Below are 15,509 nucleotides of genomic sequence, written 5' to 3'. Positions count from 1 at the left end.
CGTGGTTCCAAAAACCTTAGGGGTAATCTTAGGGTGGTTTAACAAAAAACTTAGTATAATCTTAGTGTAATACCCAAATAAAAAACTTGCCGTAATCTTGCCGTTGAAAAACAAACCCCATGCAAGCGGTGTTTTGGCTTATGGGTAAATTATCTCATCTTTATCGCCAAAATGCAAAATAGGGCGGTTTGTGCGTATTTTTACATGATAAAAAGGGCGTTTGAGAAACGACCCCATGCAAGGCTAATTTTGCCAGCTTTCCCATAAGCAAAAAAATGCAAAAATAATATCATAACTAATAGGGGGGTATTCCCCCAAAAAAACCGCAACATCGCAACAATCCTTTATTTATAAGGCTTTAAACCGCAACAAAAAGGGCAACATATCCGCTACAAAAAGGGCAACACCTTAAATTTTACCTAGCCTATTTTTGGGGTGTGTTGCGGTTTTTCTTGGTGGTGTTGCGGTTCGTGTTGCGGTTATGTTGCGGATAAAAAACCGCTACAAGCCTTGTATTTATTGACTTGTTGCGGTGTTGCGGATTTTTTACCCTAAAATACCCCCTATTGTATTTGTGGCAATAAAAACGGATTTTCATCAGCTTGTGGCGGTGGTAAATAATTATCCCATACTTTTTGAAAATCAGATTTCAAAAAGCCCTTTATGGTGGTTGGATTATCCTTAATTCGCATATCTTTGGATTTAATACCAAATGATTTTAGCTTTTTGGCGAATTGGTGGGCGGTCATCTCTTGCCCGTTATTGATGGTTTGCCACATGGCTTCATCTAGGGCGTTTAACTTTTCAAGCAACAATTTACTGCTCATGCGTTCGCCATTCCAAATCTCCCTAATATCTGCCAATAACTGCTCATTGATAGACGGTTCGCCCTTGATTTGGCACATGGCAAGGCAAGCGTGTTTTGCGGTGTCATATTTGCCTAGTACGGTGGCAATCTGTAACAGTATGTACCAATTATCAAAACTTCTATCATCAATGGGCAACAGCTCAATTTGCACGCCTGCAACCGCTTGGCGGTTATCCATCGCCCATCGCTTGCACTTTTGGCGAATAATGTCGGTTTGACTGTGGGGCAAGGTGGCTTTGTTTAGGCGGTGTACTTTGTCATCTTTGCCTTTTCGTCTTAGCTCAAATCTGATAGCACGGCTTGCAAATGTGCCTTTCATCTCGCCAATACCACAAAATACCTTTGCCCCAAAACTATCAAACACATCAAATCCACCCCCTTTATCCATGTTCGTTCTAGCAGTCTTTGAGTTATGGCGTGAATAACCGCTATTAACAATGCCTAATAGCTTGTCATTGTGCTTTAAATTGGTATCTATCTCATCAACCAGTAATGTAGGCTTGTAGCGTTCCATCACACGATAAATCACCGCCATTGTGGGGTTTTGGGTGACAAATGGGCGGTTTACCACACGTTCAAATAGCCCTAGTAGGGTAGATTTACCGCATGATTTTTCAGGGGCGGTAATCCACGCAATAGGGGCAATGTCGCTAATATCCACAAGGTAACTAAACATCACCCATAACACAAACGCAACTTTTAACGGCTCATCTATGACAATGTGGCGGTTTACCAACTCATAAAGGGCGGTATAAATCTCATCATGGCTTACCGCTGTATCAAATGGCGTGGGGTCTGTTACCAAATCGCCTTGCTTGTACTCATACACCCATTGTAATAACCTATCTTTGCTGATACTGTACCTTTTGGCAACCTGTGGTAGTAGCAAATGCAATCGCATTTCATCAAGGTTTGCAAGCTCTGCAATGTGGCTTTGCAATTGTATTACCTGCTCATCAAGGGCTAATAGGTCATTTGCATTGTCTGTATTTAGTAATGACAAATCCAGTAAGGGCAAGTGTTGCACTTCCCATATTACATCATCATCTTTGCCAAATGCCTTGATAAAGTCGTAACAATCCCCTTTGGGTGGTAAATCATCGCCATTTGGCATTTTCACGCCTGCAATATCAATCACGCTATAAGCGATATTAAGCCCATCTAGGGCGTTGGCAAGTTCGCCTTGCCATTTTATACCGCTGTCATCGTTATCACGCCATAGCACGCATTTACGCCCTTGTAGGGGTGTTAAATCGCATTTATCCACGCTTGTTGCTCCCCCTGTTGTTGTGGCGGTCAATCCAATATTAATTAGGGCGTGAACGCATTTTTCGCCTTCCACGATATACACCACATCGCCTAATGGTTTTGGTTGGTAAAGGGGCTTTTTATCTATTGCTTTTGGTTCGCCCATTTTGTAGTATTTGCCGTTAAAGTGAAAGGGCTTTATCCACTTTTTGCCGTCTTTGTCAAAACGTACTTTGACAAACAATTCTTGCCCATCTTGATAATAAGGGTAAGTGGCGGTTAAATCGTCAAGGCTTGCCCCCATGCCTAAAAGCCCTTTATCACGGCTTAACGCCCCTTGTAGGGCTTGTTGTAGTAAATCATTCATCATACGCCCCCAAATCAATCATGGCTGTTTTGTAGTCTTTGGCAGTCATACGCATATAAAACGCAATCATGCTCCCTTTTTCGTGGCAGGCGTGGCAAATAAAACCGCCATGCGTGCCGTTTACGCTCATGCTGGCGTGCTTGTCATCATGAAAGGGGCAACGTGCCATATTCCAATTGGTGTGTTTAATCACAATGCCAAAACGCCCATAAAGATTGCTTGGCGTAGGCAGGCGTGATTTATTAAATTGCTTTTTGTGTCTTATGGGGCGAATAAATTGGGTAAGGTTACTCATGCTTGCCCCCATTCATCGGTAATTTGTATGTTGGTATAGCCGTCTATTTTGGCTTTGGGGAAATCTTGTTTTAACTGCTCATAAAACAAAATGGCGGTGTCTTTATCGCCAAACTCTTTACGAACGTTTAGCTCATGGCTAATTACGATATAGGTTTCTTGGTGTCTCATTTTGCACCCCCTTTAAATACGCCTAGAATGCGTTTTAAGGTACTTTTAGGCTTAGGTGGTGCATAGGTAGCAAAAGGGGCGTTATTAAGCGATTTTAGGGCGTGTATGGCGTTATAAATGGCATTGGCACGCTCACAATAGCCTTGATAAGGGTTTTGTGCGTGTCGCTCATTATAGCGGTGGTATTCGTCTGTTAAGACGGTTAGGGAATGATTGAGAATGCTGGTATTCATGGAATACGCTCCTTTACAATTTTTGAGTAAAAGCCCTGCAAAAGGGTGGTGTGGTCTCACTCTCGGTATGTAAAGTAACCGCTCTACATATTCGCCAAATGGCTTATTTTGTAGTATCAACCACACCATAAGAGAATAACACCAAAAGGCGTTAGATATGGTGGGCTTGCCCTGTGAATAGGCAATAAAAAAGCCAGTTTGGGCGGTATGGCGAACCGCTTTACATTTTTGAGAGAGAACGCTATTTTGCAAGCATTCGTTGATTTTAGCAAGTGAAATAAATTCACGTTTTGCCGTTGTTTTTTGAATTATATTCATGTAGAATACTCCTATCGGTTACACCGCTTAGCATAGATTGGCTAGGCGGTATTTTTTTTGGCTCGGTTTTGTGTAGTTTTTTTTGGCGGTGTAGTTTTTTGGTTTTTCCTGTCATATTTTTAAAAATCATTTCTTGCTACAAGCCTTGCTATGTCTAGCTTGTGGCGGTTTTTGTGATTTTGGTTTTTTGGTGGTTTTGTAAGGTTTTTTGGCTGTTCGGTTTTGGTTGCCTGTGTAGTTTTAATAACCATATAAGCCCTTAATCTTGCCAGCTTTCACGCCTGCAATGTAGGCTTTATCTAGCCAATAAATGCCGTATTTCTTGCCACTTGGTTCATGGTGCAAGCGTGATTGAATGGGTATGCCATCATCACGCCTAAGCTCACCTAATCGCTGTGCTAGGCTCATACAATTAAAAAGTTTTAAGGCTTGTAATGGGCTTATTGTTTCCCCTGTCATTAGGTGGTTGTAAAGGGTTTGTTTTAGGCTCATTGTTTTAGCTCCATGTTATCTTTGGTTGTAGGTTGTCTTTGGTCTGTTTGATTGCCCCTAATAGCCATTCATAATAGGCAATACAATCATCACTAAGCCCCATAAATTCATCTGTAAGCTCGGCTTTGGCTAAGGTGTGCTTGTCTGCCATACCAGCCCTTAAAATGGCGTGCGTGGCTTGTGTGTGGGCGTCATGAAATTCACAAAATGTCTCAAAGTTTTGGCGTGGGCTGTCTGTTGGTCTCATGCTTGCCCCCATTCGTTGGGGTTTTTTAGCCACGCTAATACGTCATCATTACGCCATGCGGTGCTATTGCTTGATAATCTGATAGGCTTTGGGAATGTGCCATCATTACATTTACGCCATAGCGTTGTGCGACTAAATGGCAATAGCGGTAAAATGGCTTTGGCGGTGGATAAACCGCCTTTGGGTAGGGTTGGTTGAATGGCTTTCATATAATACGCTCCTGTTTGAAATGCGATGGGCGTATTGTAGGGGTGATTTTTAAGTAAAAATAGCGGTGCAAGTAGGGATTAACCTAGCCTACCATTTAGCCAAAATAAAAAGCCCTTAATATCAAATTAAGGGCTAAAAGCTAGGTTTTATAAGGCTTTTAAATGGTGGGGTAAGTTATCAAAATGGCACATTATCAGATGATGAAAAAGAACTATTTTGTGGTAAATTTATTTTTAATTCATCATAAATTGGCATTGGCGGTTCTAATGGTGGGGTAGGTTGTTTTAAGTTGGGGTTGCCCTTAGCCGCTCCGCCTTTTTTATTCCAATTTGCCACGCTTGCTAACTCCTTTGCTTTTGTATCGCCCATTAGCTCTTTGGGGTTTGTGTGATTTTCCCATTTGTAGGCTTGGGCATTTTGCTTTATCCAGTTTGCCATAAATTCTTTGGTTGTGCCGTCATAATGGGCGGTTTGTGCCACTTCCCAAGCTTTAACACATAATGCCAAGTCAGGGCTGTAACAATCATGATTGGGGTTCATATAATCATCTTTTCGCCCATTTGGGAAAAATGCGGTGGGGAATACGCCCCTATTTTCTAGCCATTGTTTTATGTCATTCCTAGTTATGGTGGTTTGTGCGGTGTTAATTGTACCAATAGCCAACCAATCTTTATTTAAATCATTTTGTATTAAATTTTGCCCATTATCATTCATGACAATTTGGGCTTTTAATTCCCCTGCAATAATTGCCCTTGTTAAAATTTTGGTTATCATACTAAAAACTTCGCTAGCATTTTCAGGCATAGACTCATTGGTATTTAGGTAATATTTATCCTGATAACTACAAAAAACATCGCTAGGGCTTGCCCCTGCAATGAACGCCCCTATTTCATTTATGCTTAATCTATCCATAAGTTTAAATAGTTCATCATTGGTAATGCCTTTCATATCTCATACCTTTCATATCTCATACCTTAACAAAAAAGATAGCAGGCGTGGCGGTTCAAGGTATGAAAAATAACCGCCTTTCGGTTAATTACTCCTAGCCTGCTAAAAGGGTTTAAACTGTTAAATCTTTTAAAATATCTGCAAGGTGGGTATAATTCATTTCACTGCTTGCCACTTTTACCATCAAATCATCTAATCCGCTATTGGGGGCAATGTTAATACCTTGCATATCCAAATAAGTTAACATAACCACAAGGGCGGTTCTTTTATTGCCATCATTAAAAGCGTGTGCTTTGGCTAATGCTACGGCATAAAATGCCCCTATCAAATATACATTATCCAATGGCTCATAACTCATTTGATTGTCAATGCGTGATAAGCAACTTTCAAGGCTTGCCATGCTTGCAATGCCCTTTAAGCCTTTTTCATTTGCCAAAATCTCGTCATGAATGGCTATCACAAAATCTATATCAATCATTTATCCGCCAATGCCTTAATTTCTTTTTTATGGGTATTTATAACACGTTTGGCAGAGTTTAAAATTACGCGTTTTCCTGCTTCACCTGTTAAGTGCATAATAACTGGCTTGGTGTTGGTGGGTTTACTCATGGTGTTTTTTCCTTAGTTATAAAAAGGGTTTTTCTACATTATAAAAAAGACTAAATCTGACTAACTGGATAAGCTAATTTTAAGCCATTGTTAATACGGATAAAGCCCAATCGCTCATAATAGCTTGCTAATGCTTCATTTTTTGCGTCTATCATGGCGAACGTTATGCCTGTGTCGGTGCTAAGGGCTTTGATTTTTTCTAGGGCGTGGCGAATGGCTTTTTTACTTAACCCTTGCCCTTGATAATCTCTACTTACACCAATACGCCCTATGGTAATGATGGGGATTTGTCTAGGATAGCCCTTGATTATGCCGTCATTATCAAAATGGGCGTTAGATAGCGTATAAAATGCCTGTATCTTTGCCCCATCGCTTAAAACGTGTGTTTTAGCTATGTTCTTTTTGGCGTGTTGGTTCGCCATTGTTTTTAAATAGCGGTTAATGGCTTCATTGCCACAATCAAACGCTTGTCGGTCATGGGATTTGTCTAGTAATACAAACATCAGCTATCCCCAAATAACAAGGCTCTTGCCTTTGGGTTTGGCGGTGGTGGGTTATCTAGAATTTGCATTAAATGGCGTGCTTCATCTGCGTTAATATCCATGCTGTCAGCGTTTAAACCGTGCTTATCCAGTTCTAGCCAAATATCATCATCATTCACGCCTGCATAATCTTTGGCTAATAGCTCATTGACTGTTAAGCCTTGTTGCTGTGCTTTGGCGATAATGGCTTGCTCTATGTGTGGGGGTAGGTCAAGTATCATTTTTTGGTTTTCCTGTAAGATTTTTAAAATCATTTCTTGCTATAAGCCTTGCTATGAATAGCTTGTAGCGGTTTTTGTGATTTTGGTTTTTGGGTGGTTCAATTATTGTGCAAAACTTCAATCAAACTAGGATTGATGAATAGCTTTTCTTTACCAGCTCGTACTTCTTGCAATACGCCAATTTCAACCAACTTAGCTAAGTAGTTACTGGCTGTTTGGCGTTTGGCTATGCCTTTATCCACTAGGTTTGTGATACGGCAATAGGGCATTTCAAATATCACATCAACCAACTCACGGCTATAAATAGCACCTGCTTTGTCTTTGATGGTTTGGGCGGTGTGGGCGTGCAAATCCTTGATGGCTAGAATTTTGGCGGTTGTCCATTCGCTCGTATCTTTGATGGCGTGCAAAATGTAGCTAATCCACGCCTGCCAATCGTGATTTTTGGTTACGCCCAAAAGTCCATGATAATAACCTGCCTTATTCGCCAATATAAAACGGCTTAAATACAAAATGGGCAAATCTAGTAAGCCCTTATCAATCAAGAATAAAATATTTAATATTCGCCCTGTACGTCCGTTGCCATCAAAATAAGGGTGTATGGCTTCAAATTGATAATGCAAAATTGCCATTTTAACAAGGGGGTCTAGGTCATCATTTGCGTGCAAAAACTGCTCCCAGTTTGCCAACAGTTCTAAAATAGTACTTGGGTCATTAGGCGGTGTGTAAATGGTTTGCCCTAGTGCGTTTTTTAGGGTTACATTGCCGTTTCTTATGCTCATGCTTACGCCTTTGATGGTTTGGCAAATGTCTAAGGCGGTTTGGGCGGTTAAGGGGCGTTCTTTGATTGTCTGTATGCCTTGATAAAGGGCGGTTCGGTATCTTAAAGCTTCTTTGGTGGCGTGGTCTGCTATGTTATCATCATAGGCATATTGAAAAAGTTTGTCGGTGGTGGTTACGATATTTTCAATTTCACTACTGCCTTGTGCTTCTAGCAAGGGAATAATGTTAATTAGCATGGTTTGGTTTGGGATTAACTCGCCTGCTTGTCTTAGCCCTGCAAGGCTTGCCCTAGCTTCAACGCATAATTTTAAAATGGCTTTGGTTTCCACGTCTTGCATGGGCGGTAGGGGCGGTAAATCGTTGTAGGGTAAATCTGCTTGCCAGCTCATTATGCCATCTCATGTTTAAAAATTGCTAAAACGTAAACATGATAGCATAGATATGTTGATATCGTAAACATGATAATCGCCTTATACTTAAAAATTAGTAAACGTAAACATGGCAGGCGTGGGATAACAACATAAAAAATCCCATCATGGGGCTTTGTTCTTATGTGTGTAAATCTTGCAACATCAACGCCCTTAATAGGCGATTGGCTTTGGTCTGATAGCCCTTACCGTCTTTTTTAAGCCATGCCAAAACATCGCTATCAAGTCTCATGGTTACTTGTTGCTTGGTGGGCTTAAAATGGGCAATCTGCTCATCTGTAAGCGGTGGTATGTCGCTGTAATCAATATCGCCATCTTTTAGGGCTTTTAACCGTTCTAGCTCGTCATGATTTAGCGCTGTTTGTGCGATTTGGTCTAGGGTCATTCTAACGATAGCCATATTTTTTAATCTCCGATTTGCTTAGTTTGCGTGCCGTCTCAAAACTTACGCCGTGCTTTTGGCGGTTAATGGCGTTCTTTTGTTCGTCCCATTCAAAAAGCATTATCTAGCCTTATAATTACATTTTTATAATTACAGTCTATAACAATCATCTTTTATTTGCAACTTTTTAAAAAGGCGTTATGTCCTAAAATCTTAAACAAAAACCCTTTAATTTTTACTTTTAAAGAGAAAATTACTACCTAATTACTAACTTTTACTACTCAATTACTACCCTAAACCCCCTAATTACTACTCAATTACTACTCTAAAAAATACTTAAACCCTTATAAATAAAGGCTTATACTACTTTACTACCGTTACTACTCACTTTTTTGGCGAAAACTTAAAAATAAGCCCATAAAAAAACCCCCATCAGGGGGCTTGTAACATCTTTAAAATCCCATCTTTACCCATCATGTTAATTAAGGCTTGCAAAATATCGCTCGGCTTTTCACGATACACGCCCTTGTAATGGGTGGTGTCTTTGCCCATTGCCAAATCATCGATATAATCTGCCCATGTCTGCATCAGCTCACACCGCTTGGCGTACAAATCCGCTCGCATATAGGGGTTATCGCCCTTAATAACGTGTCCTAACATCATCTCGGTTATCATGTCGTTATAATCAAGCTCGCCCATCAGTAGCGTTTTGGCACTTGAACGAAAGCCATGCGATGAATGCTTATTTTGAAATCCAAGCCGTTTTAGGGCGGTATTGGTCGCTCCATCTGATATTATGCCGTCTTTGGTATCTTTGGCAAATACATGGGCTTTTTGCCCTGTTAGGCGGTGCTGGGCTTGTAAAATGGCTATCACTTGCCTAGATAGTGGCACGGTCATTTTTTCAATCATACGGATATTACTGTTTGATTGTCCTTTGATGGGTGTAAGCTCCCATTTGCCGTTGTCCAAATCCAAGTCAGCCCATTTCATACGCCGTATATCCCCATTTCTAACGCCTGTGTAGGCAAGTAGTAGCATGTTATGGCGTGTATGATAGTCCATGCGGTCATCATCAAAAATTGCACGCATAAGCCTACCAAATTCAAGCGGTTTAACTAATGCCTTACGGTTACCGTATTCTACGGTTTGTAAAATATGGCTCTTTTTGGCGGTGGTAATGTGGGCGGTGGGGTTATCCATGCAATAGCCATTAACACACGCCCATGCAAACATATCAACCAAAAAGCCCCTACATCGCTCTGCTTTATCGCTTGGTAGCTCTGGATTATTCCTTTGGCGGTATTTTTGTTCAATGTCCTTTAACAGCTCCACAATGTCCGTATGCGTGATTTGGTGTAGTGGCATATCCCCAAATCTATCAATAAAAATTTGTAAATCCCTATGCCGTCTTATGGTACTGTTATCTTTCCAGCCTTTTGTCTTAGCCCATGCCATACAGATAAGGCTAAATTTGTTTTTATCTTGGCGTTCTTGTTCTTTGGCAATCTTATCATAATGGGCTTTGGGGTCTATGCCTTGTGCGATAAGCTCGTTTAGCTCTTGCCATTTGGTGAATGCTTGTGCCATGCTAACCGTTGGGTAAGCTCCGATGGTGATTTTGGGCTGTTTGCCATCTTTGGCATAGCGATACACCCATACCTTGCTTGCGCCTTTTTTGGTGGGGCTTACTTTGATGAATAAGCGTGGTTTGCCGTAAATGTCTGCAAAATAGGGTTTATCGCCATCTTTTAGGGCGGTTATTTGTTTGTCGGTTTTGATTTGGTACATGAAAATTTTTGGGTACTAAAATAGGTACTAGGATTATGCAACAATTTGAACAGCCATGCAACAACGTTAAGATAACAAAAAACCCCAAAACCTTTATATTATGGGGCTTTGGGGCTATTTTTTGCTTTTTTGAAATGCTTTAAAAAAGCATAATGGTACCAGTGGTCGGACTCGAACCGACACGCTTTTAAAGGCAACGGATTTTGAATCCGTCGTGTCTACCAATTTCACCACACTGGCATAAGTGGCTAAGCTAATTGCTTATGGCAGGACATTATATAGATTTTATGGCATTCGTCAAGCATTTTTTTTAGATTAACTGCAATTTAATTATAAAAATACACGCCATATAATAAATATTACCGCTAGAAGCTCAAAAATAATTCCAGCCCACCAAATAGGCACTGTCATGCCGATGGCAAGGCACACAAAAAATCCACCCACAGCAATCCAGTCGTAGCGTTTATTGTTTAAAATATCGCCACGCAGTGCTTGTAGTTCACGCAGCTGCTCATCTTGTCTAGCTCCTAATGCTGCTAAAGACTGCACACTTTGATTTAGTAGTTTAGGCAAGTCGGTGGTGGAAAGGAGTAGTTCTGGTAGTTGATCTTTAATTTCTTGGAGATTTTTAACAGGATCTAGCTGCTCACGCACCCAAGCGGTTAAAATTGGCTTAGCAAGTGACCAAATATCAAGGTTGGGGTATAAATCACGCCCTAAGCCTTCGACATGAACGAGTGTCTTTAAAAGTAGCATAAGCTGTGGCGGAATGGTCATGCGATGGCGACGTGCGATATTTAGAATTTCAAATAAAATCCCTGCAAAATCAAGCTCGCTCATCGGCTTAGAAACCATGGGACTGACAGTGCGTGCCATATCAGTTATCAAGGCATGCTTGTCAGCAGATGGCGGAATCCACCCAGCTTGTGAGATGATATCAACCAGCATAGGGTAATTGCCATTCATGACCGATAATAGCATGCGAGCAACAATCAGCTGATCATCTTTGGAGAGCTGTCCCATGATGGCACAGTCTAAGCCTAGATATCTAGGGTTTTCTACCGCTTGCCCATCTGGCAGTGTTTCTACAAAGATATTACCTGGGTGCATATCGGCATGAAAAAAGTTATCCCGAAATACTTGAGTAAAAAAGATGGTTAAGCCATTTTTGGCAAGGGTGGCTCGATCATAGCCAAGCTTGTCAAATTCATTCGTCTCATCAATGGGTATGCCACTGATTCGCTCAGAGACCATAACTGCAGGTTTTGCGATATACACTTGTGGCACATAGATTAGCTTTGAACCCTCAAAGTTGCTACGCATACGCATAGCATTGCTCGCTTCTAGCGTCAAATCTAGCTCATTAAGCATGATTTGACGATAGTCTTCTACGATGTCAATTAGGTGAATAGAGCGTGCCGCCTCAGTTCTTGCTGAAAGCCAGCTTGCCATATCACGCAAAAGCTCAAAATCATTAATGATGCCTGCTCTAAGGTTTGGGCGAACTACTTTAACCACTACCTCTTTACCGTCATGCAGTGCAGCTGTATGAACTTGGGCAATGCTGGCAGCAGCAAGCGGCACTTCATCAAACCGAGCAAAAATTTCATGAATTGGCTTACCAAGCCCAATTTTCATGTCTTCAATTTGACAGGTGGCGGTGGTGATGTCAAAAGGGGCAACTTTATCTTGTAATAAAGACAGCTGAGCGATAATCTTAGGGGGTAATAAGTCGGCACGAGTTGATAGTAGCTGACCTAATTTTAAAAACAGCGTACCCATTTCTTCAAGAGCAAGTTTTAGCCCAAGTGGGTGGTGAGATTTGCCAATGCTTGCAGGATGCAGGCGAATTAAGCGTGCCAAAGGAGCAAGCTCTGGCACATCCTTAAGGTGTGTATCCAAGCGATACTTGGCGGCGATTCGGTAAAGTGCAAGCAGGCGTTTACGATGAGAGATGAGCATGGTTTAATTTTGCTATGTGGTTGATTTTAAGATTTTATCTAGTAGCTTATAAGCACTACTAGTCTGAAAATCGTTCAAAATATCTGTTAGATTTAAAATATCAATATTTTTAAATAAGTAGTAAGCATTCACAAAAACTTGCTCATCACCCTTAATGCACTCCCAATTCAAATCATCCAGGTGTGTTCTAAAAACAGTGATGAGTTCACTGGGGGTTTTGATGTGTAAGGTGCAGTCAGGTAGAGTGATTAAATCATAAGGCTTAGGCTCAAAAATGGCACTACGAACAGGCTCAAAGCGAATATGCTCAGCCCCAAATACCACATCGATCTGTATGTCTGGCTTTACTAATGACACTCGCAAAACCTTGTTAGTTAAGACGATTAAATCAAAGCGGCTGGTAGTACTCGTATCAATGGCGGTATTGATGAGTTTTTCGATGCTTGCTAGAATAAAAGTGCTTAGCATATTAATGTGGCTTAAACCCACGGTGTACAGCAACGATACCGCCTGTTAGGTTGTGATAATCACAATTTACAAAGCCAGCTTGTTCCATCATACCTTTTAAGGTGGCTTGGTCAGGGTGCATGCGAATAGATTCTGCTAGGTATTGGTAGCTATCAGCGTCATTAGCGATAACTTTCCCCATTAGTGGTAGGGCGGTAAAAGAGTATAAGTCATAAGCCTTTGATAAAGATTCAAAAATTGGCTTTGAGAACTCAAGCACAAGCAGTCGTCCACCTGGTTTTAGCACACGAAACATAGACTCTAAGGCTTTTTGCTTATCGGTTACATTTCTAAGTCCAAAGCTAATAGTTACCAAATCAAAGCTATTATCATCAAATGGGGTTAGTGTTTCTGCATTGGCGAGTACAAAATCAACATTATTACAGCCAGCGTTAATTAGGCGTTCACGTCCGACATTAAGCATTGCTTCGTTAATATCTGACAAGATTACACGTCCTGTCTTGCCTACTTCTCGGCTAAATACTTTCGCCAAGTCGCCTGTACCACCTGCTATATCAAGTACGCTTTGACCTGTGCGTACGCCAGTTAAACCGATGGCAAAACGCTTCCATAACCGATGAATGCCAAAACTCATCAAATCATTCATAATGTCGTATTTTTTGGCAACAGAAGTGAAAACTTCTGCAACTTTTTGTTGTTTTTCGTGGGCATTAACCGTCTGATAGCCAAAGTGAGTGGTCTCACCAACATGGTCAGAATAGTTATTATTTGTCGGTGTTTCACCTTTTGGCGTTTGTAATTTAGACTGTCCTTGTGGTGTGCCCGTAGGTAGGATATTTGGGTTTGTAAATTCGTTATCAGATTGCTGGCTCATAATATGCCCTTATTGTTGTGTCAAATTATGGATTTAAAATCAATCTATCATATCATAAACACAAGTATAAATGTATGAGCAAAATGCCAATTAAGGATAAAATTATCAAAAAGACCAATAAAGGCGGTAAAAATGGGATTTTTCTGTTTTGGCGTCTAATTTTCAAACAATATCTTAAAAAATTGTTGCTAATTGTGGTAAAATTGTCAGCCAAATACTGACTGTCTGTGTGATACGTTCGGCATTATTTAGTGACGCCTTAGTTATTTAAGACTTTAGCCGTTGGTGCATTAAAATTTTTGCATCTGCTGTGATTGGCATGCAATTTTGACACAGTTTAAACCCAAATTTTTGGCGGATTTATGGCAAATTCATCAGCAAAACAATCAACCCCTTTAGCAGCTAACCTATTTTTTGGATTGTTGCTGGCAGGGATGAGTTTGTATTTTGTGATGTGGGGTATGGAATATACACTACATCAGCAAGTTGCACTATTTATGGTGGCGACTTTCTTTGGTATTTTTATGGCGTTTAACGTCGGTGGTAATGATGTCGCCAATTCATTTGGCACTTCTGTGGGGGCAGGGACGCTGACCGTTACTCAGGCTTTGGCAGTGGCTGCCATCTTTGAAGTGTCAGGTGCGGTGCTTGCTGGGGCTGCTGTTACAGATACGATTAGAAGTGGTATTGTAGATATTAGCGACTTGGGCGTAACCCCAAATCAGTTCATCTATTTGATGTTATCCGCATTGGTAGCAGCAGCATTTTGGTTGCTTTTTGCTACCAAAAAAGGTCTACCAGTATCTACCACGCACGCCATCATTGGTGGTATTGTCGGATCATCCATCGTGCTTGGTACAACCATTGGTGGTATAGACGTTGCTTTTTCTACTATAAAATGGTCAAAAATCGGTGAAATCGCAACGTCGTGGATTATCTCGCCTGTCTTAGGTGGTGCATTGTCCTATGTGCTTTATGGGTTAATCAAGCGAAATATCTTGGCGTATAACGAAGAAAAAGAAATCATCGTCAAAGACATCAAAGAGCGTAAGAAAAAAGCCAAGCGTGAACAAAAAGAGTATTTTGACTCATTATCAGAGTCTGATAGACTGCCTTATACATCGGCATTATTAAGAGACCAAGAGGCATTTAAGGATAATGATTGCCATATTGATGAGCTTGAGACTGCCTATTATAAGCAGCTATACAGATTAGATGAAGAACGCAGTCAGATTGACACCCTTAAGGCTCTAAAAACTTGGGTGCCACTCATCGCCGCATTTGGAGCGATTGTCATGACGGCAATGGTGGTGTTTAAGGGATTAAAAAATACAGGATTAGATTTATCGCATCTGCACGCAAGCTTAGTCATGGGAATGATTGGGGCGATGGTTTGGCTAACAGCCTTTGTGTATACGAAGACCATTCGTGGCAAGCATAAAGAAGACCTTGGCAAGGCGACATTTATTATGTTTAGCTGGATGCAAGTATTCACTGCGTGTGCTTTTGCCTTTAGTCATGGCTCGAATGATATTGCTAATGCGGTCGGACCATTTGTCGCAATTATGGATGTGATTCGTAACAACGCCATTGAAGCTCAAGCAAGTGTGCCTGCACCTGTGATGCTCACTTTTGGTGTGGCATTAATTGTGGGTCTTTGGTTTATTGGCAAAGAAGTTATCCAAACTGTCGGCACTAATCTTACCGAAATGCACCCAGCATCAGGGTTTGCAGCCGAGCTTGCCGCTGCTGCTGTCGTGATGGGAGCGTCAAGCCTTGGCATTCCTGTATCAAGTACGCATATCTTAGTGGGGGCTGTGCTGGGTATTGGGCTTGTGAATAAGAATACCAACTGGAAACTTATGCGTCCAATTGGCTTGGCTTGGGTTATTACCTTGCCTGCAGCTGCAACAATCAGTGCGATAATTTTCGTGATTTTATCGGCTGTTATGTAAATTTGATCATCTCATTAAAAAAGCCCGCTGTATTAAGGGCTTTATTTATGATTATTGATGAAATGATAAATCTTGTGTTAATAACTAAACTTACTTTG

At 41.0% G+C, this 15,509-nt stretch carries 20 protein-coding genes and 1 tRNA gene; 1 reads left to right on the top strand and 20 read right to left on the bottom strand.

The window, feature by feature from the left end; all coding sequences use genetic code 11:
• Positions 1 to 563: 563 nt before the first annotated feature.
• From LU293_RS01705 to ubiE, 20 genes are all read right to left on the bottom strand, one after another.
• Positions 564 to 2,486: a DUF3631 domain-containing protein gene (locus LU293_RS01705; RefSeq protein ID WP_242748205.1), complete on the bottom strand. Its 1,923-nt coding sequence runs from the start codon at positions 2,484 to 2,486 to the stop codon at positions 564 to 566.
• Positions 2,476 to 2,778, bottom strand: coding sequence for a CHC2 zinc finger domain-containing protein (locus LU293_RS01700; protein WP_242748204.1), 303 nt, complete (start codon positions 2,776 to 2,778; stop codon positions 2,476 to 2,478). The genes LU293_RS01705 and LU293_RS01700 overlap by 11 nt, the downstream gene beginning before the upstream one ends.
• Positions 2,775 to 2,948, bottom strand: coding sequence for a hypothetical protein (locus LU293_RS01695; RefSeq protein WP_242748203.1), 174 nt, complete (start codon positions 2,946 to 2,948; stop codon positions 2,775 to 2,777). Before LU293_RS01695 ends, LU293_RS01700 begins: the two co-directional genes overlap by 4 nt.
• Positions 2,945 to 3,499: a hypothetical protein gene (locus LU293_RS01690; protein WP_242748202.1), complete on the bottom strand. Its 555-nt coding sequence runs from the start codon at positions 3,497 to 3,499 to the stop codon at positions 2,945 to 2,947. The genes LU293_RS01695 and LU293_RS01690 overlap by 4 nt, the downstream gene beginning before the upstream one ends.
• Positions 3,465 to 3,614 carry a hypothetical protein gene (locus tag LU293_RS01685; protein ID WP_242748201.1) on the bottom strand — a complete coding sequence of 50 codons (150 nt, stop codon included), beginning with the start codon at positions 3,612 to 3,614 and terminating at the stop codon, positions 3,465 to 3,467. The genes LU293_RS01690 and LU293_RS01685 overlap by 35 nt, the downstream gene beginning before the upstream one ends.
• 125 nt (positions 3,615 to 3,739) lie before the next feature.
• On the bottom strand, positions 3,740 to 3,991 hold the full coding sequence (locus LU293_RS01680; RefSeq protein WP_242748200.1) for a helix-turn-helix domain-containing protein: 252 nt from the start codon (positions 3,989 to 3,991) through the stop codon (positions 3,740 to 3,742).
• A gap of 4 nt (positions 3,992 to 3,995) precedes the next feature.
• Complete coding sequence (locus LU293_RS01675) at positions 3,996 to 4,238, bottom strand: hypothetical protein (protein ID WP_242748199.1); 243 nt, start codon at positions 4,236 to 4,238, stop codon at positions 3,996 to 3,998.
• Positions 4,235 to 4,447: a helix-turn-helix transcriptional regulator gene (locus tag LU293_RS01670; RefSeq protein ID WP_242748198.1), complete on the bottom strand. Its 213-nt coding sequence runs from the start codon at positions 4,445 to 4,447 to the stop codon at positions 4,235 to 4,237. Before LU293_RS01670 ends, LU293_RS01675 begins: the two co-directional genes overlap by 4 nt.
• Positions 4,448 to 4,625: 178 nt before the next feature.
• Positions 4,626 to 5,396, bottom strand: coding sequence for a hypothetical protein (locus tag LU293_RS01665; protein WP_242748197.1), 771 nt, complete (start codon positions 5,394 to 5,396; stop codon positions 4,626 to 4,628).
• Positions 5,397 to 5,508: 112 nt separating this feature from the next.
• Positions 5,509 to 5,874 (bottom strand): type II toxin-antitoxin system death-on-curing family toxin, encoded by a 366-nt coding sequence (locus tag LU293_RS01660; protein ID WP_242748196.1) that lies wholly within the window; start codon positions 5,872 to 5,874, stop codon positions 5,509 to 5,511.
• Positions 5,871 to 6,005, bottom strand: a complete 135-nt coding sequence (locus LU293_RS09785) for a hypothetical protein (protein WP_256462115.1) — start codon at positions 6,003 to 6,005, stop codon at positions 5,871 to 5,873. Before LU293_RS09785 ends, LU293_RS01660 begins: the two co-directional genes overlap by 4 nt.
• 50 nt (positions 6,006 to 6,055) lie before the next feature.
• The gene (locus tag LU293_RS01655; protein WP_242748195.1) at positions 6,056 to 6,508 is read right to left on the bottom strand and encodes a GNAT family N-acetyltransferase; all 453 of its coding nucleotides are present in this window, start codon (positions 6,506 to 6,508) and stop codon (positions 6,056 to 6,058) included.
• The gene (locus LU293_RS01650; protein WP_242748194.1) at positions 6,508 to 6,768 is read right to left on the bottom strand and encodes a hypothetical protein; all 261 of its coding nucleotides are present in this window, start codon (positions 6,766 to 6,768) and stop codon (positions 6,508 to 6,510) included. The genes LU293_RS01655 and LU293_RS01650 overlap by 1 nt, the downstream gene beginning before the upstream one ends.
• A 98-nt stretch (positions 6,769 to 6,866) precedes the next feature.
• Positions 6,867 to 7,943 carry a protein adenylyltransferase Fic gene (fic, locus tag LU293_RS01645; protein WP_311195317.1) on the bottom strand — a complete coding sequence of 359 codons (1,077 nt, stop codon included), beginning with the start codon at positions 7,941 to 7,943 and terminating at the stop codon, positions 6,867 to 6,869.
• A gap of 157 nt (positions 7,944 to 8,100) precedes the next feature.
• Positions 8,101 to 8,379, bottom strand: a complete 279-nt coding sequence (locus LU293_RS01640) for a BrnA antitoxin family protein (RefSeq protein ID WP_242748192.1) — start codon at positions 8,377 to 8,379, stop codon at positions 8,101 to 8,103.
• Positions 8,380 to 8,793: 414 nt separating this feature from the next.
• Positions 8,794 to 10,152: a tyrosine-type recombinase/integrase gene (locus LU293_RS01635; protein ID WP_242748191.1), complete on the bottom strand. Its 1,359-nt coding sequence runs from the start codon at positions 10,150 to 10,152 to the stop codon at positions 8,794 to 8,796.
• 153 nt (positions 10,153 to 10,305) lie between these two features.
• Positions 10,306 to 10,392, bottom strand: a tRNA-Leu gene (locus LU293_RS01630).
• 90 nt (positions 10,393 to 10,482) lie between these two features.
• Positions 10,483 to 12,114 (bottom strand): ABC1 kinase family protein, encoded by a 1,632-nt coding sequence (locus LU293_RS01625; RefSeq protein WP_242748190.1) that lies wholly within the window; start codon positions 12,112 to 12,114, stop codon positions 10,483 to 10,485.
• 12 nt (positions 12,115 to 12,126) lie between these two features.
• Positions 12,127 to 12,582, bottom strand: a complete 456-nt coding sequence (locus LU293_RS01620; protein ID WP_242748189.1) for a hypothetical protein — start codon at positions 12,580 to 12,582, stop codon at positions 12,127 to 12,129.
• 1 nt (position 12,583) lies between these two features.
• A complete protein-coding gene (ubiE, locus tag LU293_RS01615; protein ID WP_242748188.1) occupies positions 12,584 to 13,456 on the bottom strand; it encodes a bifunctional demethylmenaquinone methyltransferase/2-methoxy-6-polyprenyl-1,4-benzoquinol methylase UbiE in 873 nt (290 codons plus the stop codon).
• 362 nt (positions 13,457 to 13,818) lie between these two features.
• On the opposite strand from ubiE, the gene LU293_RS01610 reads away from it, so the two are divergent.
• Positions 13,819 to 15,411 carry an inorganic phosphate transporter gene (locus LU293_RS01610; RefSeq protein ID WP_242748187.1) on the top strand — a complete coding sequence of 531 codons (1,593 nt, stop codon included), beginning with the start codon at positions 13,819 to 13,821 and terminating at the stop codon, positions 15,409 to 15,411.
• Positions 15,412 to 15,509: the final 98 nt, after the last annotated feature.

The sequence above is a fragment of the Moraxella nasovis genome (assembly GCF_022701215.1).
In the GTDB taxonomy this organism is placed as follows: Bacteria; Pseudomonadota; Gammaproteobacteria; order Pseudomonadales; family Moraxellaceae; genus Moraxella; species Moraxella nasovis.
This window is presented reverse-complemented; position numbering and strand designations above follow the sequence as displayed.